The organism is Roseateles hydrophilus, from assembly GCF_026712245.1.
In the GTDB taxonomy this organism is placed as follows: Bacteria; Pseudomonadota; Gammaproteobacteria; order Burkholderiales; family Burkholderiaceae_C; genus Pelomonas; species Pelomonas hydrophilus.
Genome location: NZ_JAPPUY010000001.1, coordinates 1,084,243 through 1,104,547 on the forward strand (window position 1 = coordinate 1,084,243; position 20,305 = coordinate 1,104,547).

General features: G+C 68.3%; 20 protein-coding genes and 1 riboswitch. Of the genes, 13 read left to right on the plus strand and 7 right to left on the minus strand.

The genetic code is table 11. The annotated features are described in order from the left end of the window. Positions 1–97: 97 nt before the first annotated feature. Positions 98–721 (plus strand): gamma-glutamylcyclotransferase, encoded by a 624-nt coding sequence (locus NYO99_RS04795; protein ID WP_268165947.1) that lies wholly within the window; start codon positions 98–100, stop codon positions 719–721. 1 nt (position 722) lies between these two features. Here the strand turns inward: NYO99_RS04795 and NYO99_RS04800 are convergent, their stop codons facing one another. Next, entirely contained in the window at positions 723–1,328 is a 606-nt protein-coding gene (locus NYO99_RS04800; protein WP_268165948.1) for a nucleotidyltransferase family protein, read from the minus strand. A gap of 104 nt (positions 1,329–1,432) precedes the next feature. Here NYO99_RS04800 and pdxH point away from each other — a divergent pair, with 104 nt between their 5' ends. Continuing rightward, positions 1,433–2,068, plus strand: coding sequence for a pyridoxamine 5'-phosphate oxidase (gene pdxH / locus NYO99_RS04805; RefSeq protein ID WP_268165949.1), 636 nt, complete (start codon positions 1,433–1,435; stop codon positions 2,066–2,068). Here the strand turns inward: pdxH and NYO99_RS04810 are convergent, their stop codons facing one another. Genes NYO99_RS04810 through NYO99_RS04830 form a run of 5 tightly spaced genes read right to left on the minus strand, consistent with a single transcriptional unit; the run spans position 2,069 to position 8,508 of the window. After that, on the minus strand, positions 2,069–2,560 hold the full coding sequence (locus NYO99_RS04810; protein WP_268165950.1) for a DUF3299 domain-containing protein: 492 nt from the start codon (positions 2,558–2,560) through the stop codon (positions 2,069–2,071). 18 nt (positions 2,561–2,578) lie between these two features. Beyond that, entirely contained in the window at positions 2,579–3,784 is a 1,206-nt protein-coding gene (locus NYO99_RS04815; RefSeq protein ID WP_268165951.1) for an FtsX-like permease family protein, read from the minus strand. Further along, positions 3,781–4,503 carry an ATP-binding cassette domain-containing protein gene (locus NYO99_RS04820; RefSeq protein WP_268165952.1) on the minus strand — a complete coding sequence of 241 codons (723 nt, stop codon included), beginning with the start codon at positions 4,501–4,503 and terminating at the stop codon, positions 3,781–3,783. The genes NYO99_RS04815 and NYO99_RS04820 overlap by 4 nt, the downstream gene beginning before the upstream one ends. Further along, positions 4,500–5,027 carry a peptide-methionine (S)-S-oxide reductase MsrA gene (gene msrA / locus NYO99_RS04825; protein WP_268165953.1) on the minus strand — a complete coding sequence of 176 codons (528 nt, stop codon included), beginning with the start codon at positions 5,025–5,027 and terminating at the stop codon, positions 4,500–4,502. The genes NYO99_RS04820 and msrA overlap by 4 nt, the downstream gene beginning before the upstream one ends. A gap of 10 nt (positions 5,028–5,037) precedes the next feature. Further along, a complete protein-coding gene (locus tag NYO99_RS04830; protein ID WP_268165954.1) occupies positions 5,038–8,508 on the minus strand; it encodes a DUF748 domain-containing protein in 3,471 nt (1,156 codons plus the stop codon). A gap of 36 nt (positions 8,509–8,544) precedes the next feature. Between NYO99_RS04830 and NYO99_RS04835 the strand changes: the two genes are divergently transcribed. Beyond that, positions 8,545–9,336: a YdcF family protein gene (locus NYO99_RS04835; protein WP_268165955.1), complete on the plus strand. Its 792-nt coding sequence runs from the start codon at positions 8,545–8,547 to the stop codon at positions 9,334–9,336. A 152-nt stretch (positions 9,337–9,488) separates the two neighbouring features. Here NYO99_RS04835 and ubiD read toward each other — a convergent pair whose 3' ends face one another. After that, entirely contained in the window at positions 9,489–11,027 is a 1,539-nt protein-coding gene (gene ubiD, locus NYO99_RS04840) for a 4-hydroxy-3-polyprenylbenzoate decarboxylase (protein ID WP_268165956.1), read from the minus strand. A gap of 219 nt (positions 11,028–11,246) precedes the next feature. Between ubiD and NYO99_RS04845 the strand changes: the two genes are divergently transcribed. The 10 genes from NYO99_RS04845 (at position 11,247) to ribD (ending at position 20,296) form a co-directional block, all read left to right on the plus strand. Beyond that, entirely contained in the window at positions 11,247–12,104 is an 858-nt protein-coding gene (locus NYO99_RS04845) for a lytic transglycosylase domain-containing protein (RefSeq protein ID WP_268165957.1), read from the plus strand. Positions 12,105–12,112: 8 nt separating this feature from the next. Next, a riboswitch (ZMP/ZTP riboswitch) is annotated at positions 12,113–12,233 on the plus strand. A gap of 59 nt (positions 12,234–12,292) precedes the next feature. Then, entirely contained in the window at positions 12,293–13,546 is a 1,254-nt protein-coding gene (gene glyA, locus NYO99_RS04850) for a serine hydroxymethyltransferase (protein WP_268165958.1), read from the plus strand. Positions 13,547–13,555: 9 nt separating this feature from the next. After that, positions 13,556–13,999: a transcriptional regulator NrdR gene (gene nrdR / locus NYO99_RS04855; RefSeq protein WP_056876228.1), complete on the plus strand. Its 444-nt coding sequence runs from the start codon at positions 13,556–13,558 to the stop codon at positions 13,997–13,999. Positions 14,000–14,143: 144 nt separating this feature from the next. Continuing rightward, entirely contained in the window at positions 14,144–14,701 is a 558-nt protein-coding gene (locus NYO99_RS04860; RefSeq protein ID WP_268165959.1) for a pilus assembly FimT family protein, read from the plus strand. 100 nt (positions 14,702–14,801) lie between these two features. Beyond that, positions 14,802–15,272, plus strand: coding sequence for a type IV pilin protein (locus tag NYO99_RS04865; protein WP_268165960.1), 471 nt, complete (start codon positions 14,802–14,804; stop codon positions 15,270–15,272). 22 nt (positions 15,273–15,294) lie between these two features. Beyond that, complete coding sequence (locus tag NYO99_RS04870; protein WP_268165961.1) at positions 15,295–15,870, plus strand: pilus assembly FimT family protein; 576 nt, start codon at positions 15,295–15,297, stop codon at positions 15,868–15,870. 8 nt (positions 15,871–15,878) lie between these two features. Continuing rightward, positions 15,879–16,607 (plus strand): PilW family protein, encoded by a 729-nt coding sequence (locus NYO99_RS04875; RefSeq protein ID WP_268165962.1) that lies wholly within the window; start codon positions 15,879–15,881, stop codon positions 16,605–16,607. Next, positions 16,604–17,902, plus strand: a complete 1,299-nt coding sequence (locus NYO99_RS04880) for a pilus assembly PilX family protein (RefSeq protein WP_268165963.1) — start codon at positions 16,604–16,606, stop codon at positions 17,900–17,902. The genes NYO99_RS04875 and NYO99_RS04880 overlap by 4 nt, the downstream gene beginning before the upstream one ends. An 11-nt stretch (positions 17,903–17,913) precedes the next feature. Then, positions 17,914–19,239: a type IV pilus modification PilV family protein gene (locus NYO99_RS04885; RefSeq protein WP_268165964.1), complete on the plus strand. Its 1,326-nt coding sequence runs from the start codon at positions 17,914–17,916 to the stop codon at positions 19,237–19,239. A gap of 25 nt (positions 19,240–19,264) precedes the next feature. Beyond that, the gene (ribD, locus tag NYO99_RS04890; RefSeq protein ID WP_268165965.1) at positions 19,265–20,296 is read left to right on the plus strand and encodes a bifunctional diaminohydroxyphosphoribosylaminopyrimidine deaminase/5-amino-6-(5-phosphoribosylamino)uracil reductase RibD; all 1,032 of its coding nucleotides are present in this window, start codon (positions 19,265–19,267) and stop codon (positions 20,294–20,296) included. Positions 20,297–20,305 lie beyond the last annotated feature (9 nt).

Sequence of the window (20,305 nt, forward strand, 5' to 3'; positions counted from 1 at the left end):
ACGTTGAGAATTTAGGTAACCATATTACTTGCCCGCGCAGGTTTGCGGGTTACGGGCTGGGTACCGCCCGCATCGTGCCGTGCCAAGATCGCGGGCCATGGCGTCAAAGGCACTCCACATTCCCCACGGCCCCGAACGCAGCCAACACCTGCTGCAGCGCACGACCGCCGAATGGCGCGCCAGCGGCGACGACCTGCTGCTGTTCGCCTATGGCTCGCTGATCTGGCGGCCCGAGTTTGACTTCACACACGCCCTGCCCGCCCGCGTGTTGGGCTTTCACCGTGTATTGCGCATGCGCTCCCGCGTGAACCGGGGCTCGCCGCAGGAGCCAGGCTTGGTGCTGGCCTTGCTGTCCGGCGGCAGCTGCCGCGGGCTGGTGTACCGCATTCCGCGCGAGGCCGGTGAGGCCGTGCTGCCGCGACTGTGGGCGCGCGAGATGCCCAATGGCGTCTACGAGCCACGCTGGTTGAACTGCGACACCGACGCGGGGCGCTTGCGCGCGCTGGCCTTCACGCTGTCGCGCCAGAGCCCGAACTGGACCGGCCCGCTGCACGAGCCCGAGTTGCTGCACATCTTTCGCCACGCCCGTGGGCGCTACGGCACGACGCTGGATTACCTGCTGCGCACCGTCCAGGGGTTGCGCGAGCATGGCATCCGGGACATGGAGCTGGAGCGTCAGGCCCACCTGGCCGCGCGCCATGGGCTGTGCGCGCCGTTGTGACTCAGCCCAGCAGGCGCGCGAGGTCCTCGGCGGTATCCACGTCGATGTGCACACCGGGGTCGTCGACCGGCACGGGTTGGGCAGCGTAGCGGGCGACGATGCGCCGGGCGCCCTCGTCGCCGTGCAGGGCCATCAGCTCCGAGTAGAGCTCGGTGCCGAACCCCACCGGATGCCCCTGGATGCCGCGGTACTGCGCAAAGCAGACGGGGTAGCGGTCCAGGCCTTGCGCGACGGCCAGCATGGTGGCCGGTTGCACCAGCGGCATGTCGGCCGGCAGGATGAGCCAGCCGTCGGCGTCACCCGAGGCGCTGACGCCCGCGACGATGGAATGCCCCATGCCAATGGGCTGCGGCCGGCCAGCGGCATCACGTTCGGGCAAGGTCACGACATCGCGTGCCGCCACGAACCGATGGGCCGTCGGCGCGAATGCGGCGGTGGTCACGACGACCACGGGCAACTGCGTGGCAATGGCGTGACGCAATGTGCGGGTCAGCAAGGTGTCCGCGCCCGGCGCTGCGCCGAGCCGTTGTTCCAGCTTGTGTCCCGGACCGCGAAAGCGTGAGCCACGTCCTGCTGCGAGCACGACGACGGCGGGGCGTCGTTTCATCATCGGGAGTGAATCCTTTGCTGCAGTGCCGCGAGCATGCCGGTCGCACCGGATCTTGACCAACTGGGACGTCTACCTAAGGGAAGGTCTGCATACTTCGACCTATGAGCAAACTCAGTGATTTCCGAAAGAGCTACGAACTCGGGGCGCTTGACGAGGCCGAGGCCGCCGATGGCCCGCTGGCACTGTTCAATCGCTGGATGGACGAGGCCATCGCACACGATGTGTCCGAGCCCACCGCGATGACCGTGGCAACCGTGGCCGCGAGCGGCCGGCCGTCCACGCGCGTGGTGCTGCTCAAGGGCTGCGATGCGCGTGGCATGGTCTGGTTCACGAACTACGACAGCCGCAAAGGTGAGGAGTTAGCGGGCAACCCGTTCGCGGCGCTCCAGTTCCACTGGGTGGAGATGGAGCGGGTCGTGCGCATCGAGGGCCGGGTCGAGAAGACATCGGCACAGGAATCGGACGACTATTTCAAGAGCCGTCCGCTGGACTCGCGGCTGGGCGCCTGGGCCTCGCCGCAAAGCCGCATCATCAGCTCGCGCGCCGTGCTGGTGGCCAACGCGGCCAAGGCCGCCGTCGAGCACGGGCTCAACCCGGAGCGCCCGCCGCACTGGGGCGGCTACCGCCTGGTGCCGGACCGCTATGAGTTCTGGCAGGGACGCCGCTCGCGCCTGCACGACCGGCTGGCGTTCACGTTGGACGGCGCTGCCTGGCGCCGCGACCGGCTCGCGCCCTGATCAGTTGACGGCCAGGCCGTCTTCCACGCGGTAGTACAGGCCATAGGGGTCGTCGGTCAGCACGGCCAGCGTGCCCTCGACGACGACCGGCTCCAGCGTGTAGCGCACCGGCTTCTTGGTGCGCACCTCCACCATGCCCTCCGGGCCGGCGGGCACGCAGAAGGAGCAACTCGTCGGCACCGACGACAGCAGGAAGTGCTGCTGCTTGTCGCCCGCCTCCAGCGGCGTCATGAAGCCTTGCACCCTGACCGTCTTGCGGTCCAGCGCCTGCACGGCCGCCGGAAAGGTTGGCACCAGCTTCTTCTTTTCCGCCCGCGCCGTCACCTGGGACAGCAGCTTCCACGACACGATGTCGGCGCGCTCCTCCAGCGGCTTGAAGGGGCTGCGCGGGTCGTGATAGCCGGGGCCCTGGCCCATGACGGGCGGGGTCTGGGCGATCGCGGCGGCGGCCGAGGCAGCCAGGCAGAGGGCGAGGACGGTCTTGAACTTCATGGCGCCAATTGTCGATGTTCAGCGGGGCGCCTGCAGCAGCGTGGTCACATCCAGCCGGTAGGCCCGCCAGGCCGGCCACGCCGCCGCCAACAGCGCCAGGCCGCCGGCCAGCAGCGGCACCAGCCATTCCGCCTCGCTGAGGCCCAGCGGGCCCAGGCGCAGCGACTGCCGCTCGGCCAGCAGGTGCTCCAGCGCGGCGACGAGACCGTGCCCCGCCGCCAACCCGAGCACGGTCGCCAGTGCGGCCAGCAGCAGCGCCTCCAGCGCGATGAGCGCGGCGACGCGCCGGGCCGGCGCTCCGAGCATGCGCAGCATGGCGAGGTCGCCCTGGCGGGCGCGCACCGCGTGCAGCAGCGCCACCCAGACCGACAGACCCGCTGCGATCAGCAGCACGATGCCGAAGCCGCGCAGCACCTCGGTGCCCGCCCCCACCAGCCGCATCAGCCGGGCCGTCTCCAGCGCGGGCGCGGCAGACTGCAGGCCCTGCTGCGCATTGACCCAGCGCGGCAGCATGGCAGCGCCCAGCGGGCTGCGGTAGCGCACCAGCGCGAGCGTGATCTCGCGCGCCTCGTCCTCCGCGTGATGCGCGTCGTGGCCGTCGTGCGCGTCATCGTGGTGCTCGGCGTGCACCTCCCAGACCGAGGCCAGGTCAGTCAGCACGAGACGGTCCAGCACGCTGCCCGAGTCGGCCAGCACGCCGACGACCTCGAACTGATGCTCCCCGTGGGCGTCGCCACCGGCCAGGCCGTGGCTGCCGGCGAAGCGGTCGCCCGGCTTCATGCCGCTCGCGCGCGCCACCTCGGCGCCCAGCACGGCCTGCATGGGTTGGGCCCACAGCGTGCCCTGACCGAGCTTGGCGCCGTACAGACCGAGGTAGTCGTGCGTGGTGCCAACGATGCGAAAGCCGCGGAACGAATCACCCAGCGACAGCGGCACCACCTGGCCCACCAGCGGCTGGCGCTTCAGCAGCTCCAGCGTGGCCAGCGGGATGTTGCCGGTGGGCGCATCGAGGTGGAACACGCCTGCCAGCATGATCTGCATGGGGCTGCCCTTGGCGCCGACGACGAGGTCGATGCCGGCCAAGTCACGCCGCAGCCCGGCTTCCACCTGGGCGCTGGCGCGCAGCACAAAGGTCACGGCCGCGAGGCCCAACGTCAGCAGCAGCAGGTTCAGCGCCGTCGTCAGCGGGCTGGACCAGAGATAGCGCCAGGCCAGCCGCATCATCGCGTCACCCCGCTGGCCCAGAGCGTCGTGCGGTCTGATGAGCCGCCGGTCAGCTGCCCGCCCAGCGTGCGGCCGGGCAACACCAGCTCGGTCACGTCATCGCGATCGCCCAGCGCGTCAATGACGCGGCCGTCATGGCTGGCGATGATCAGCGTGCAGCCCTCCCGTTCGGCGGTGGTGAGCAGCAGCGCCAGCATGTGCAGCGCATGTTCATCGTCCAGGCTGGCGCTGGGCTCGTCAGCCAGCAGCAGCCGAGGCCGGCGCATCAGGGCGCGCGCCAGCGCCACACGCTGGGCCTGGCCCACGCTGAGCTGGTGCGGGCGGCGGCCGGCGAGGTCGGCGAGGTCGAGCGCAGCGAGCAGTTCGGCCGCGCGCGCCGTGTCGGCGCCCTGCCCGGCCGCCAATGCGGGCAGCGCTAGGTTCTCGGCCACGGACAGCGCGTCGCTCAAGTGCAGGCGTTGCGGCACGACGCCCAGCGTCGCGCCGCGCCAGGCGTCCAGCGCGCGCGGGCTCATGGACTGCAGCTCGGTGCCCGCCACGCTGAGCAGCCCGTGCTGCACGCGCAACAGGCCGGCCAGCAGCGCCAACAGCGTGGACTTGCCTGAGCCTGACGCCCCGCGCAGCAGCAGGTGGCGCCCGGCGGGCAGCAGGAAGTCCGCGTACGCCACCTCGGCGCCGCCGGCATAGCGGTGGCGCAGCCCGCCCCAGGCCAGCATCATTTGACGAGGCGCTTGAAGCTGGCGAGGAACTTGTCCACCTTGCCGGCGACGACGAAGGCGCAGTAGCCCTGCTCCGGGTGGCGGGCGTAGTAATGCTGGTGGTAGGCCTCGGCCGGGTGGTAGTTGGTTTCGGGCTGCAGTTCGGTGACGACGCGGCCGTCGTGGTGCTCATTGGCCTCGCGGATGAGCTCGGCCGCCAGCGCACGCTGCGCCTCGGTATGCCAGTAGATGGCCGAGCGGTACTGCGTGCCGACATCGGCGCCCTGGCGGTTCAGCGTCGTCGGGTCGTGGATGGTGAAGAACACCTCCAGCAGCTCGCGCAGCGACACGACGGCGGGATCGAAATCCAGCCGCACGACCTCGGCATGGCCAGTGGTGCCGCTGCAGACCTGCTCGTAGTTCGGGCTGGGATGGGCGCCATTGCTGTAGCCGCTCTCCACGCGGTGCACGCCGCGCACCTGCTCGTAGACGGCCTCCAGGCACCAGAAACAACCGCCAGCCAGTGTGATGCGTTCGAGAGTCATGTGTTGCCTTTCAGTGGGCTGCGAGCGACAGCTCGACATGGGGGCGCCAGCCGGTCGCGCAAGCCCCGTCACAGAGCTTGGGCGCGCCGAGGAAGACGCGGGCGTTGGGCGCGCCACGGGCGAGCAGCGCGTCCCGCACGGCCACGGCGCGGGCGACGGCCAGCTGGCGCAGCGCCTCGTCGTCCACCGCGTAGCTGGCCATCAGCAGGCCGCGCATCTGCGCGGGTGGCAGGTCCTGGGCCAGGCCCAGCAGGTTGCGCGGCTTGTTGGGCAGCGGCGTGGCGGTGTACAGGCGCTTGAGCGCAGCCTCGGGCGTGGCGGCGTTCTCGGCCTTCAGCGCGGCAGCCAGCCGCTGCTCGCGCAGCGCGGGAATCTCGCTCTCGGCATCGGCCCAGCCGGTCAGCGTGAGCTGCACGCCGGGCTTGTCGGTCAGCAGCCGGGCGATGCGGTCCAGCTGATCGGTGCTGCTCAGCAGGGTGCCGCCCGGCGCGAAGGCGACCAGCGCTTGCTCGGGCGCGTCGCTGCCGGTGAACAGCGAGAACGGCGAGGTCAGCGCCTTGGCCGTCAGGTTCAGGAACAGCTTCCAGACCAGGCCACCGATGCTGAATTCCGGGTCGTTCAGCGAGCCGCTGACGGGCAGGTTGAGGTCGATGACGCCGTTGCCGTCCTTCAGCAGGGCCAGGGCGAAGCGCACCGGCAACGAGGTCGCGTCCGGGCTTTCCACGCGCTCGCCGAAGGTCAGCTGGTTCAGCATGATCTGGTTGCTGGCCACGAGCTGGCCGCTTGTATCGACCTGGTAGGCCAGCCGCGCCGACAGCTTGCCGCGCTCGATGGCATGGCCGGCGTACTTGCCCGCGTAGGTGGACAGCGGCGCAAGTTCGATGTCGCTCGCGTTGGCCCGGATGTCCAGCGCCGGCGGGCTGCCGGGCCTGAGCTGACCGTCGATCTCCAGCAGGCCGGTGCCGGCGACCTTGCCGCGCACGCTCAACGGCGCCATGGCGGCGGCGGCCGTCGAGAACGCACCGAGCGATCCCTGCAGCTCGGTCAGCCGGGCGCTGAAGTTGGGCTTCACGAAGCGGTCGTTGAAGTCCACGGCGCCACGCTGGACGCGGATGCGCTCGATGGCAACCTCGGGCGGCGCTGCCGAGGCGGCAGGCGTGGCGGCGACAGCGGGCGCCGAAGCCGCTCGGGCCGGGCCGAGGTCGCGCAGGTTGAAGCGCCCCGCCTCGTCGACGATGAGGCGGGCGTAGGCGTCGTCCAGCTGGGCATCACGCACCGCCAGCCGCGGCGGCGCGCCGGGCGCCAGCGCCAGCCGCAGGCCCTCCAGCTGCAGCACCTGCCAGCTCAGCAAATCCTCGCCGGTGACCCGCCGGCCGTCGATGAGCCGCGTCTGCGCCAGCGCCAGCGGGCCGATGCGCATGTCGCCGGTCAGCGCGGCCTGCCAGGCGCCATCGGGCTGCTGCGTCGCCTGCAGTTCGGTGGCAAAACCCAGCTCGGCGCGCTCGATCTGCACGCCCCAGGCGGGGTCTAGGTAGGCGTCCAGCAGGCGCAGCGGCAGCGCCTGGGCCTGCAGGCGCCCGGCGGCAGACAGCGGCGCGAGGCCCAGCCGGCCCTGCCAGCGCAGGCTGCCGGCGCTCGCCGCCACGGGCCGGTCATTGGCGCCCAGCGCGGCCAGTTGAACGCTGAGTTGCGCCTGAACGGGCGCGGTGGCAGGCCAAGTCAGTGCGCCGAGCTGCAGGTTCAGCGGCTCCACCGCCACGGCCACCGGCGCCACGCCGGCCGGCACGGCCGCGTCACGCCAGCGCAGCGCGCCCCGCTCAACCTGCAGACCAGCGAGCCGCAGCGCCCAGGCCGGGCCGGGCGCAGGGACTGATGCGGCGGGCTCGGCGGTCTCAGGGATCCGCAGCGCCAGCAGGTCGATGCGGCCCTCTGCATCACGGGCCAGTTGCGCACGCGGGGCGTCCAGCTTGAGCGTACCGGCGCGCAGCTGGCGTTGGCCCAGGTCGAGCTCGGCCTGATCCAGGCGCGCACCGGCCAGCGTCAGCACCGGCCTGCCGGCGAGCGTGAGCCGGGCGTCGGCAATCCGCCAGTCGCGCAGCACCAGGCGCGCACGGTCGGCGGCCGCGGCCGCCAGCGGTTTCTCCACGCGCAGCGTCACCTGGCCGGACACGCCGGCCTCGAGCCTGGCGCCGCCGGGCAGCGGCAGCCAGGCTGCCAGCTGTTGCACGGCCAGGTCCTGCAAGGCGGCGTTCGCCTCCAGCATCTGGGGCGACAAGCGGGCCTGGGCGCTCAGCGTGGCGCCGTCCATGCGCAGGCTGGCGTCCAGCGACACGGGCTGCTTCAGGGGCCAGGTGGCCGGACCGACCTTGAGCTCGATCGCCGACAGCGCCACCTCGCCCGCCGTGAAGCGGCCGTCGCTGAGCTGCAGCCCGGCTGCGGACAGCGTCCACGGCGCGCCAGCGCCGGCACCGGCGGGCGTGGGGCTCGGCAGCGGGCGCAGCCAGGCGTGGGGCGACGCCAGCACCACCTGCCCGAAGCCCAACCGGCGTTGCAGCGGCTGCACATCGGTCAGCGGCAGCCGCAGACGTTTCAGGTCCAGCAGCGGCTGACCGTCCGGCTGCGTCAGCGCCAACTCGTGCAACTGCACGTCGCCGCTGAGCTTGACGTTGGGCGGCTTGCCGGTGCGTTCGGCGAAATCCAGCGTCAGATCGAGGTCGAGCCGGCCAGCTGCGAGGCGCAGTGGCAGGCCGGCCGGCAGGTAAGCCGCCAGCGGCGCGAGGTCCAGCCCCGCCAGCTTGAAGGACAGGCGCGCGCTGGCGTCGTCTTCAAACGGCAGCGCCTCGGCGCGGCTGTCGAAGGCGACGCCGTCCAGACGGCCGCTCAGCTGGGGCTGCACCTGGACCTTCACGTCCGCCTCCAGCGTCGACACGAAGGGCAGCGCCAGCCGCAGTTGGGCAAGCTCGTGTCGGCGCTGCACGGGCCGGTCGTCAAACAGAACCCGGCCGTCGCTGAGCTCGATGTTGTAGACGGCGAACTCGGTGTCTTCGCTTGCCGGCGCGCCGGGCTTGGGGGCGAAGCGCTGCAGCAGATCGTCGATGTCGTAGCGCCCCTCGGCCAGTCGGGCGACGCGCAGCACCGGCTGGTCCAGCGCCAGCGATTCGATGACGACATGGCCGCGCAGCAGCGAACGCAGCGACAGCGCCGCGTCCAGCCGGGCGAGCGTGAGCAGCGGCGACTGGCCCGGTGTGGCGGCGTCGATCTGCAGGCCGTCCAGCACCACGGCCAATCGCCAGGGCTGGAAGTGCGCCTGCTCGATGTGCACGGGCCGGCCCAGCGCCTCGCTGGCCAGCGCCACACCGCGGCCCGCGATCCACCCCGGCAGCGCCAGCGTGACGATGAGCAGCAGCAGCGAGACCAGGGCCGACAGGCCGACCAGGGTCCAGAGCGCAAGACGGAAGGGAGAGCGGGAAACAGGGATCACGGCGGCCGCATTATTGATGTCGACGATGATGGCGCCGTGAGCTTTCCCTTCGACTATTCAGGTTTCAAGACGCTGCTGCTGGTGCTCGCGCTGCCACCGGCGCCGATGCTGCTGCTGGCCGCGTGGGGCGGCTGGCGCCTGAAGCAGGCGCGTCGCGGCGGCGGCAGTTTGCTGGCACTGGGCCTGGTGCTGGGATGGCTGTCCACCACCGAGGTGGCTGGCGAAGCATTGAGCCACCTGGCCGGCCAGCCGCCGCTGCTGACGCCGGCCCAGGTTGATGCGCTGAAGGAGCAACGCGATGGCGCCGTGCTGGTGCTCGGCGGTGGCGTGCGCCGCCAGGCGCCGGAGTACGGCATGGGCCGGCCGAAGGCGATCACCGCCGAGCGCCTGGCCTACGGCGTCTGGCTGGCGCGCCGCACGGGCTGGCCGCTGGGTTTCACTGGCGGCATCGGGTGGACGGCCAGGGAGTTGCAGCAGTCCGAGGCCAGCATCGTCAGCCGCGTGGCGCAGGAGGACTTTGGCCTGCCCTTGCGCTGGGCCGAAGATCGTTCGCGGGACACCCGGGAAAACGCCGCCAACACACTGCCGCTGCTGGCGCAGGACGGTGTGCGCCAGGTGTTGCTCGTCACGCACGAGGAGCACATGGCGCGGGCACTGCGCGCCTTCGAGGCCCAGGCCGCACCGCTGGGTCTGCGCATCGTGGCCGCGCCCGTCGGGCTGCGTGCAGCCGGCCCCATGAGCTGGGACGACTGGTGCCCGAGCCACAGCGGTTTCGAACGTGTGCGCTACGTTGTCTATGAAGCGATGGCCCGCGCGGGCGGCCGCTAGAAGTAGAAACCCCGCCGGGCTTGCGGGCCGGGCGGGGTCGGGTGGCGATGCCACCTTGGGGCTCAAGGGCGATCTGCCGCTGGGCTCCTGGCGCGCAAAGATTGCGCCAGAGGATTTGCCTCAAAAGGCCTGAGAACGATAGGCGAGCAACATCACGGCTTCAAGAAGATTTGTCCGTATAGCGCTTCGGCGCGCGCGGTGACGTCCGGCGGCAGCGTGATGCCGCGCCCCCATTCGCGGTCCGTCTCGCCGGGCCATTTGTTGGTGGCGTCCAGCCCCATCTTGCCGCCGAGGCCGCTGACGGGTGACGCGAAGTCCAGGTAGTCGATGGGCGTGCTGTCCACCAGCGTCGTGTCGCGCACCGGGTCCATGCGCGTCGTGATGGCCCAGATCACCTCCTGCCAGTTGCGCGTGTCGATGTCGTCGTCCACGACGACGATGAACTTGGTGTACATGAACTGGCGCAGGAAGCTCCAGATGCCGAACATCAGCCGCTTGGCGTGGCCGGGGTAGCTCTTCTTGATGGACACGACGGCCATCCGGTAGCTGCAGCCCTCCGGCGGCAGATAGAAATCGACGATCTCCGGGAACTGCTTCTGAAGGATGGGCACAAACACCTCGTTCAGTGCCACGCCCAGGATGGCCGGCTCGTCCGGCGGCTTGCCGGTGTAGGTGGAGTGGTAGATCGGGTGGGCGCGCTGGGTCTGGCGCGTGATCTCGAAGACGGGAAACCAGTCCTGCTCGTTGTAGTAACCGGTGTGGTCGCCGAACGGGCCTTCCAGCGCGTGCAGGTAGCCGCCCTTCTCCTTCAGCGGCACGCCGCGCTCGCTGACGCCGGTGTAGCCGGCCGGCGCCGGCGGGATGTGGCCTTCCAGCACGATTTCGGCGGAAGCCGGCGCCTGAAGCGGCTTGTCGCCGCCGACGCCGGTGTTGACCAGCTCCGTCCGCGAGCCGCGCAGCAGACCGGCGAATTGATATTCCGACAGGCTGTCCGGCACCGGAGTGACCGCGCCCAGGATGGTGGCCGGGTCCGCGCCCAGCGCCACCGCGATGGGGAACGGCTGACCCGGGTTGGCCAACGCGAAGTCGCGGAAGTCCAACGCGCCGCCGCGGTGTGCGAGCCAGCGCATGATGAGTTGGCGCGGCCCGATGAGCTGCTGGCGGTAGATGCCAAGGTTCTGGCGGGTGCGCGTCGGGCCGCGCGTGATGACCAGGCCCCACGTGATCAGCGGGGCCGCATCGTCCGGCCAGCAATGCTGGATGGGCAGGCGGCCGAGGTCGATGTCGGCAGCTTCGAACACCTCTTCCTGGCAAGGCGCCTTGCGCTGCACGGCGGGCTTCATGTCCCACAGCGCCTTGGCCATCTGCAGCAGCTTGCCAGCGTCCTTCAAGCCCTTGGGCGGCTCGGGTTCCTTGAGGCTGGCCAGCACCCGGCCGACGTCCCGCAAATCGGCCAGAGAGTCCGCGCCCATGCCCAATGCGACGCGGCGCGTTGTCCCGAAAAGGTTGGTCAAGGCGGGCGTCGAGTGCCCGGTCGGGTTCTCGAACAGCAATGCCGGTCCGCCCGCGCGCAGCACGCGGTCGCTGAGCGCCGTCATGTCCAGCATGGGCGAGACGTTTTCACGCACACGCTTGAGCTCACCCAGGCATTCCAAGCCGGCAATGAAGTCCCGCAGGTCGCTGTATTTCATAACTGAAAGTAGTTTTGATTGGCTGAAACAGCCTTGACGGGTTATCTTCAAACCCTAGAATCCGCACACCTCGGGTTTCTACGGAACCCAAACGGCCGCACGTGGCGGGCATCTGAAAGCCGCAGACCGCGTGCCGATGGCCGGCAAATTATCACTGTCGCCCCATCCAGGCCGTCGCTAGTGCGGCGTCTGTGGCGGGCCGCGACACCAAGGAGTCGCATGACGACACGTCAAGATCTCATCAGCCTGGCGCGCCTGACGCGCGATTCGGCGTCGCTGTTCGTGAAGGACATCGGCAACGGTCTGCTGGTGGTCAGCCACAACACGCTGGCCTTGCTGGGCCTGGCCGTGGTGTCGGTGCTGTTGGTGTTCTCCAGCCAGGCCGGTTTGCGCCACAAGCTGGAATCGTCCGCCCTGGGCTGGCTCAACGCCCGCCAGGAGGCGCGCGCCGAGGCCGAGGGCAACACGCTGCTGGCGGCTGCCGAACCCGATGCGGTTGCCCGAGCCACCGCCACCGACCCTAAGGAATTGAGCCGCCAGCAGGCGGCCGTCGCTCACTGGCTGGCGCGCCGCTATAGCGTGGCGCCAGAGCCCATCAGCCGCCTCGTGCAGGAAGCCTGGGCCGTGGGCAACCGCGCCAAGGTCGAGCCGACGTTGATCCTGGCCATCATGGCCATCGAGTCGCGCTTCAACCCGTTCGCGCAGAGCGCCGTCGGCGCGCAAGGCCTGATGCAGGTCATGACCCGCGTGCACGACGACAAGTACGAAGCGTTTGGTGGCACGCTGGCCGCGTTCGACCCAGTGACCAACCTGCGCGTTGGCGTGCAAGTGCTCAAGGAGTGCATCCAGCGAGCTGGCAGCCTGGAGGAAGGCCTGCGCTTCTACGTCGGCGCCGCCAACTTGCCGGAGGACACTGGTTACACCGCCCGGGTACTGGCCGAGCACGATCTGTTGAAAGCAGTGACCTCTGGCCGCTCGGTGTCGCCGAATGCAACGCCGACGCTGCGCCCGCCGCGCGATGCCGCCTCCACGCCGTCCACGGCGCCCGATGCGGCGCAGATCGCGCTGCTGCGCTGAATTACACTGGACGCTCACGCGACTGGCGATCAGGGGCACAAGCTGTCCTGAGGTGGGCCACCACCGGGGAGCGTGAGGCGGCCGAGGGTGACCCTTCACCGCTTTCAGCCGTTCGCCTGGGCAGCCTGGTTCGTCGCGCCTGCTCGTGGGCGACCGGGATTTACCGCCTGACCTTCGGAATACCTGCCATGTTTGACCGCACCAACTCCACCCTCGCCCTGGTCGACCCTGAGCTCTGGACGGCCGTCCAGAACGAAACCCGCCGCCAGGAAGACCACATCGAGCTGATCGCCAGCGAGAACTACACCTCGCCGGCCGTCATGGAAGCCCAGGGCAGCCAGCTGACCAACAAGTACGCCGAGGGCTACCCCGGCAAGCGCTACTACGGTGGCTGCGAGTACGTCGACGTGGCCGAGCAACTGGCCATCGACCGCCTGAAGCAACTGTTCGGCGCCGAGTTCGCCAACGTGCAGCCCAACTCCGGCTCGCAGGCCAACCAGGGCGTGTTCTTCGCGCTGCTTCAGCCCGGCGACACCATCATGGGCATGAGCCTCGCCGAAGGCGGCCACCTGACCCACGGCATGCCGCTGAACATGAGTGGCAAGTGGTTCAACGTCATCAGCTACGGCCTGGACGCCAACGAAGCCATCGACTACGACGCGATGGAAGCTCTCGCCCGCGAGAAGAAGCCCAAGCTGATCATCGCTGGCGCCTCCGCCTACTCGCTGCGCATCGACTTCGAGCGCTTCGGCAAGATCGCCAAGGAGATCGGCGCCTACTTCATGGTCGACATGGCGCATTACGCCGGCCTGATCGCCGCGGGCGTCTACCCGAACCCGCTGCCGCATGCCGACGTCGTCACGTCCACGACGCACAAGAGCCTGCGCGGCCCGCGCGGCGGCATCATCCTTACGAACAAGGAAGACATCGCCAAGAAGATCAACTCGGCGATCTTCCCCGGCATCCAGGGCGGCCCGCTGATGCACGTCATCGCCGGCAAGGCCGTGGCCTTCAAGGAAGCGCTGTCGCCCGAGTTCAAGGCCTACCAGCAGCAGGTCGTCAAGAACGCCAAGGTGCTGGCCGACACGCTGATCGAGCGCGGCCTGCGCATCGTCTCCGGCGGCACCGAGAGCCACGTGATGCTCGTGGACCTGCGCCCCAAGAACCTGACCGGCAAGGAAGCCGAGGCCATCCTGGGCGCCGCCCACATGACCTGCAACAAGAATGGCATCCCGAACGACCCGCAAAAGCCTATGGTCACCAGCGGCATCCGCCTGGGTACGCCGGCCATGACGACGCGCGGCTTCAAGGAAGAACAGGTGCGCGCCACGGCCCACCTGATCGCCGACGTGCTGGACAAGCCGCACGACGAGGCCAACCTGGCCGCCGTGCGCGAGAAGGTGGCTGCGCTGACGTCGGCCTTCCCGGTCTACCGCGGCTAAGCGGTTCTCATGCGCTGTCCGTTCTGCTCTCACACCGAAACCCAGGTCGCTGAGACCCGGGAATCCGACGAGGGCGACGTTGTCAGGCGCCGGCGCCGCTGCTTGTCCTGCGACAAGCGCTTCACGACCTATGAGCGGGCTGATATCGCGCTGCCGTCCGTCGTCAAGAAAGATGGGCGGCGCGCCGATTTCGATGCCGCCAAGTTGCGGGCATCCATGCAACTGGCGCTGCGCAAGCGGCCGGTCAGCGTCGAGCAGATCGACGCAGCCATCAACCGCATCGAAGAAAAGCTGTTGGCCAGCGGCGCCCGTGAGATCGCGTCGACGCGGCTGGGCGAACTCGTGATGCGCGAGCTCAAGCGCATCGACAAGGTCGCCTACGTCCGCTTCGCGTCGGTCTATCGCAGCTTCGAGGACGTTGACGAGTTCCGTCAGCTGATTCGGGAAATTTAACGCGGGGTTTCCCTATCCCCCTTCAGGGGGTGTCGGGGGGATGCCTTGGCCGCCCATCCCCCCTCGATCCGCCTTAAGGGGGAAAGACGTAGGACTGGGTGCTTCCTAGAGTTCGTTCATCGCCAACGAACCTCAGGAAGCAACATGAACCGCACGCCCTTCGCCGTCGCTCCCAAGTCTGCCAATGCCGGCTTCACGCTGGTCGAGTTGTGTGTGGGTCTCGGCATTGTGGGTGCCCTTGCAGGTCAGGCATTGCCGGCGCTGACCAAGATGCACCAGGAGCGTGCATTGCGGGCCGTGGCTGATGCGCTGGGTGACGATCTGCGTTTGGCGCGGGCTGAGGCCGCTCGGCTCAGCGATTCGGTGTACTTCCGCGTCAGCGGCAAGGGTGCACAAGCTTGCTATGTCGTCTACATCGGCAATCGCAACGACTGCGACTGCGCAGGCGGCCAAGCTGCCTGTACAGCGCCGGGCAGCGCCGTGATCAAGGCGGAATGGCTGCCAACCCAGCATGCGATGCGGCTGCGCAGCAACGCCGAAACCCTGCAATTCCAGCATCGGCAAGGTTTGGTGACCCAGACGGGGAGCATCGAGGTGAGCTTGGCTGGCGGGGCCGGCATCCGTCAGGTCATCGCCATCACCGGCCGTGTTCGGCACTGCTACAGCGGCGTCAAACTCGCTGGCATGCCGAAGTGTGCGTGAACCCCTTGATCGTGGTGGCCTGCGACCAGCGGTCGCGGAAGGCGGACGAGCGGCGCGCTTGTAACCTCTCGTGTCGAACAGCCTGTTGAAAATGTCACACATGAATCCTCACGCCACCCGCCGTTCTTGCGGATTCACGCTGGTTGAACTGATGGTCGCCGTTGTCGTGGCCGGCATTCTTGCGGCAGTGGCCTACCCCGCGTTCACGTCCATGGTGGCGCGCGGGCGGCGGGCAGACGCGATTGCGGCGCTGACGTCGGTCATGCAAGCGCAGGAGCGCTACCGTTCAAACCGTACCCTGTATGCCAGCAGCTTCGGTTCCGAAGGTCTCGGCATGGAAGCCACTCTGGCGGCAGCGCACAAGTACTACGAGGTCACGATGGAAGGCTTGGGTGAGCCGGCCTATTCGACGGGATACGTCCTGACCGCCACGCCTCGCACGAACAGCCCGCAAGCCTATGACAAGGATTGCCAGGTGCTGAAGCTGAAGCTTGACGGCTCGGTTTACAGCTACGCCTCCGAAAACCTTGCCGGCGATGACACGACGGCGCAGAACTGCTGGCGGCATTGATATGCGGCGCCCTGGTCCCCGTTTGACGCTGGCCGGCCTGACGCTGGTAGAGATGTTGGTTGCCGTCGCAATCGCGGGAATCTTGCTGGCCGTGGCCACGCCTTCCCTCACCAACATGATGGAACGCAGGCGCGTGGTTGCGGTTGCGGGTGAGGTGGCCAGCCTGTTTTCACAAGCCCGATCGGAGTCGGCCCTGCAGACCAATCCGATCCGGCTTCACATGCAGCCCGTCCCAGAGCGGGTGGGGGCCTTCAGTTGTTTGCGCATGAGCACCGCGGAGGTTGGCGATACCTGCCGCTGCGACCGCGCAATCAGCAAAGTCTGTTCCATCGGCTCGTCCGCCTTGGTGCGTGAATACTTGCTGCCGCATTCGTCATCGGTTCGTTTTTCAGTTGACGAGTCAGTTGCCCAATGGGGATGGGTGAACTACATCGTCACCATCGAACGAGGCGTCTACAAGACCGACGTGAGCAACCTCAGAATCGTCGTGAAAGGCGTCAAGTCCAACGCGGTGCTGCATGTCGAATACAACCACGCCGGACGGGTGCGCACCTGCTCGCCCGACGGCAGCATTGGCGGGTTCCCTGCATGCAATTGAGAGCGTCGATGAGCCAGCGCGGCATGGGCTTGGTCGAGTTGATGGTGGGTATCACCGTCGGCTTGATCGTGGCAGCCGGCGCATCGCTGGTGGCTGTCAATCAGATCACGGAACACCGGCGGCTGATGTTGGAGACGCAGATCCAGCAGGACCTGCGTACCGCAGCAGATCTGCTGCAGTTGGACATCCGACGTGCTGGCTTTCGCGGCTTGGTGGAGCGCAGCGTGTGGGCGCCGCCCACCGCCGTTGGAACGACGGCTGAGACGGCCGAAGCTCTGGCGTCAGCGAACACGTATGCGCCGCTGTCGGTGGTAAGCGAACAAGGCGCGCGCATCGTTACCTACACGTACGCGCGCATCATCGACGAGCAAAGCGGCGCCCCGGATCCCCGCAGTGCCGAACACTTCGGCGTGAAATGGAGTGCAGAAGGCAAGACGCTCTACCTGCGGGTCGGCTTGGTCGATGGCAAGGACAACTGGCAGCCCATCACGGATCCGGACACCTTGCTCATCACCGCCTTCAACATCGAGCTGATCGAACAGACCACGCCGGTCCCAGACTTCTGTGAGGTGCCTTGCAGCGTGGCGGGCGGCGCCAACGCCTGCCCGACTGTGGCGGTTCGGCAGGTTCGCTTCACGATCGTCGGGGAGGCGAAGCACGATGCACGGGTGCGACGCACGCTGTCGGGTACCGAGCGTGTGCGCGCTGATCAGATCACTGGAGCTTGCCCCGCATGAACTCGGCCCTGCGCACCGGTCAGCACGGGCAGCGTGGTGCGGCCACCTTGGTGGTCGTGATGATGCTGTTCCTGATCATGGCGCTGTTGGCGGCTTACGCCAATCGCAGCCTGCTGTTTGAGCAACGTGTGGCAACCAGCTACATCCGTGCAGGCTTGGCCCAGGAGGCTGCAGAAGGCGCTGTGGAATGGACGCTGGCGCAGCTCAATGGCACTGCCGTAGACGCCAACTGCAAGCCTGTCGAGAACGCAGGGCAGCGCTTTGCTGACAAATACCTGGCGTTCGACCTGTCCGACCGGCGCTTGACGTCGCGCATCCGCCCCGCTGTGCCCCAGTTGGTGGATTGCGCTCGTGACGTGGCCAACGGGGGCTGGGCCTGTCGTTGTCCTCAGGCCGATGCCGACCGCGTCCCTCGTGAATCCTTGGGTGGCGATCAGATGACCCCCAGCTTCGCTATCCGGTTTCGGGAGGCGAAGCGCAGCGGGACGATGGAATTGATCGGGCTGGGCTGTACCGACAGTGTTGTCGACAGGTGCCTGGAAGACGTCAACCGCATCAAGCTCAGCAAGTCGCAGATCGGGTTTGCGCGCGCGACTGTGCTGGTCGGACTGGTCAGTGCGGTGCGCACGCCGCCCGCCGCTCCGCTGGTTGTGAAAGGGCATGTGAACAGCAGCGGGGCCGGCCTTGGCTTGCACAACAGTGACGCGCGCTCGTCGGGTCTGCTCGCCACCATTGGCGGCGCTTGGACGAGCCCGGTCGAATCGCGGCTGGACACAGTGCCAGGCTCTGCGGTCAGTCAGGCCATCCTCCAAGGGGACGCGGGCCTCGGTGCGGCCAGCGCCGAGGCCGTGTTCATGATGTACATGGGCACCAGCTTGGCTCGTTACCCTCAGCATGCCGCGCTGCGCACGCTGGCCTGCAACGGCGATTGCAGCGCGGACTTGGCAGCGGCCTACGCTGCCGGTCAGCGCATGGTGTGGGTGTCGGGCACGCTGTCGATCGGCAGCAACCGTGTGCTTGGCAGCGTGAATGACCCGCTGCTGATCGTGGCGACGGGTGATGTCACGCTCGACGGTCCCTTCCAGCTCAACGGCATGCTGGTCACGCCCGGTAACGTCAGTTGGGCCAACGACACCGGCCTGCCGTCCTTGATCAACGGCATCCTGCTCGTCGGGGGCAACCTGCAGACCTCCGGGCGCATGGACATTGCCTATCAACAGACGGTCGCTGACCATCTCCGCAACCGCATGGGCAGCTTTGTCCGCGTGTCCGGCAGCTGGATTGACGGGAAGTAAGGACAGTCATGATGTTGCGTCGACGGATGCAAGCCCAGCGTGGCGTCACCTTGATCGAGGCGCTGGTCGCCCTCGTCGTCATGTCCTTCGGCATGGTGGCGCTGGTCGGTCTCCTGGGCAATCTGCGCTACAGCGGCGACATCGCCAAGCAGCGTGGTGAGGCCATGCGCATCGCTCAGGCCGAGATGGAGTCGCTGCGCAGTTTCTCGACCCTGACCAAGGCAGCAGGCGCCGCTGCGAACGTGCGTGACTACGACCAGGACCTGCTGGCTGCCGTGGCCGACCGCACCGTGGCCGCGCAAAACACCAACGCTGTGTTCGAGTTGGCTCGCACGGTCAGGCCGCTCGTGCAAGGTGTCACGCTTCCTGCCGGCGTGAACGAGCCGCAGACCTTGCGGGCCCAGGCGGTGACCGTGAAGGTGGGGTGGCAAGACCGCAGCGGCGCACCGCAGCAGCTGGTGCTGGACAGCATCATCTCCAGGGCAGACCCTGTATTCGCACTTGCCATAGGGGTGGCGCCGCCCAGCAGCGGCTTGCGTCTGCCGGACAAGCGCAATCCGGTGATTCCGACCTCTGCCAAGGACCTCGGCAACGGCGCCAGCGCCTTCCGGCCTGGCGGCAGCAGCACGGCCGTGTGGGTCTTCAACAACCGCACCGGCGTCATCACTGGCGTCTGCGAGATTCCGGTCGATCAGGCCGTGTCGACGCTGACCGCCAACGATGTCGAGTCATGCCGCAACAACACCGTCGGCTACCTCATCAGCGGAACGATTCGCTTTGCCTTCGGCGACACGCCGGATGCCACAGCGCCTTCGTCCACGGCCCTGCCGCAGCCGCTGAATGCGAGCCTGAACCTCACGCCCAGCCAGTTCAAGACCCGCGTCAATGGTGTGCTCGTGCTTGCGCCTGGGCGCGACTATCCGGTCACGCCCAACCATGTGTGCTTCAGTGACGCGCCCGAGCCCGGCGTGACAACCCGCACGCTGGTGAACTACTCGTGCTTGGTGCATCCCAACACCCAGTCCCCACGCAACTGGTGGGGCCAGCTGCTGCTGACCGGCTTGAGTGTGGGCACCACGAGCAGCACCTACAAGGTCTGCCGCTACAGCGCCGACTACAACGGCAACGGCTACACGCACATCCCGACGACCGATCCCGAAGGGCTGGACAAGATCGACAACGAGGAGCACCCGGCGGCCTATCAGCGAGTCAGCTACTCGCTTGCGCGGCAGAACTTTCTGGTCGTTCGCGGCGATGTGATGTGCCCCGTGGCGCCGGCACCCGATCCGAGCGCAGGCGTCTTCGTCGACTACTCGACCGCGCAGATGCAGCCCTGAGCCCGGGGCTGGCTAGACTGGGCGCATGCCCACTCTCGACATTGACGCCGCGCTGCAGCGCGCCCTCTCGCTCGCTTCGCAAGCCATCGGCCTGACCGATCCCAACCCGCGTGTCGGCTGTGTGCTGCTGAGCGCTGACGGCAGCGAACTGGGTTCTGGCCATACACAGGCTGCCGGTCAGGCGCATGCCGAGGTCATGGCGCTGCGCGATGCGGCCGCACGCGGCCACGACGTGCGCGGCGCCATCGCCATCGTCACGCTGGAACCCTGCTCGCACCATGGCCGCACGCCGCCCTGCTGCGACGCGCTCATCGCCGCCGGTGTCGCGCGCGTCGTCGTCGCCGTGGCCGATCCCAATCCGCAGGTGGCGGGCCAGGGCCTGGCGCGCCTGCAGGCCGCCGGCATCGCCGTCGAACTCGCAGATGCCGCCACCGCCGATGTGGCGCGTGAGCTGAACATCGGCTTCTTTTCTCGCATGCAACGCGGCCGCCCGTTTGTGCGCTTGAAATCCGCCATCTCGCTGGACGGGCGCACGGCGTTGCCGGACGGGCGCAGCCAATGGATCACCGGCGAGGCCGCGCGCACTGACGGTCATGCCTGGCGACGCCGTGCGGGCGCCGTGCTGACAGGCATCGGCACCGTGCTGGCCGACGATCCCCGCTTGGATGTGCGCCTGGTGCCGACCGTCAAGCAGCCGCTGCGCATCGTGCTCGACCCACAACAGCGCCTGTCCGCGCACGCGCGCATCCTGCAGCCGCCGGGCGAGGCCCGCGTCATCGGCCCGGGTCGAGCCGACCTGCCGGCACTGCTGGCCGATCTGGGCCGTCAGGGTATCAATGAGTTGCACGTGGAAGCCGGCCCGACGCTGTCCGGCGCCTTCCTCGACGCAGGGCTCGTGGATGAACTGCTGATCTACCAGGCGCCGCTGCTCATCGGCGAGGGGCGACCGCTGGCGACACTGCAGCCGCTGGCGGGGCTGGATCAGGCCCGGCGCTGGCGGCTCGTGGAAGCCATGCCCCTCGGTGCAGATCTTCGCCTTCGGCTGCGCCCAACCTAGGGTCGCCAC

Bases quoted from the DNA above. Each gene is read 5' to 3' on its own strand.
- NYO99_RS04880 (WP_268165963.1), top strand. From the start codon at position 16,604: ATGAACTCGGCCCTGCGCACCGGTCAGCACGGGCAGCGTGGTGCGGCC.
- NYO99_RS04820 (WP_268165952.1), bottom strand. From the start codon at position 4,503: ATGATGCTGGCCTGGGGCGGGCTGCGCCACCGCTATGCCGGCGGCGCC.
- nrdR (WP_056876228.1), top strand. From the start codon at position 13,556: ATGCGCTGTCCGTTCTGCTCTCACACCGAAACCCAGGTCGCTGAGACC.
- NYO99_RS04845 (WP_268165957.1), top strand. From the start codon at position 11,247: ATGACGACACGTCAAGATCTCATCAGCCTGGCGCGCCTGACGCGCGAT.
- NYO99_RS04875 (WP_268165962.1), top strand. From the start codon at position 15,879: ATGAGCCAGCGCGGCATGGGCTTGGTCGAGTTGATGGTGGGTATCACC.
- pdxH (WP_268165949.1), top strand. From the start codon at position 1,433: ATGAGCAAACTCAGTGATTTCCGAAAGAGCTACGAACTCGGGGCGCTT.
- ribD (WP_268165965.1), top strand. From the start codon at position 19,265: ATGCCCACTCTCGACATTGACGCCGCGCTGCAGCGCGCCCTCTCGCTC.
- NYO99_RS04865 (WP_268165960.1), top strand. From the start codon at position 14,802: ATGAATCCTCACGCCACCCGCCGTTCTTGCGGATTCACGCTGGTTGAA.
- NYO99_RS04815 (WP_268165951.1), bottom strand. From the start codon at position 3,784: ATGATGCGGCTGGCCTGGCGCTATCTCTGGTCCAGCCCGCTGACGACG.
- ubiD (WP_268165956.1), bottom strand. From the start codon at position 11,027: ATGAAATACAGCGACCTGCGGGACTTCATTGCCGGCTTGGAATGCCTG.
- NYO99_RS04860 (WP_268165959.1), top strand. From the start codon at position 14,144: ATGAACCGCACGCCCTTCGCCGTCGCTCCCAAGTCTGCCAATGCCGGC.
- glyA (WP_268165958.1), top strand. From the start codon at position 12,293: ATGTTTGACCGCACCAACTCCACCCTCGCCCTGGTCGACCCTGAGCTC.
- NYO99_RS04800 (WP_268165948.1), bottom strand. From the start codon at position 1,328: ATGAAACGACGCCCCGCCGTCGTCGTGCTCGCAGCAGGACGTGGCTCA.
- NYO99_RS04810 (WP_268165950.1), bottom strand. From the start codon at position 2,560: ATGAAGTTCAAGACCGTCCTCGCCCTCTGCCTGGCTGCCTCGGCCGCC.
- msrA (WP_268165953.1), bottom strand. From the start codon at position 5,027: ATGACTCTCGAACGCATCACACTGGCTGGCGGTTGTTTCTGGTGCCTG.
- NYO99_RS04885 (WP_268165964.1), top strand. From the start codon at position 17,914: ATGTTGCGTCGACGGATGCAAGCCCAGCGTGGCGTCACCTTGATCGAG.
- NYO99_RS04795 (WP_268165947.1), top strand. From the start codon at position 98: ATGGCGTCAAAGGCACTCCACATTCCCCACGGCCCCGAACGCAGCCAA.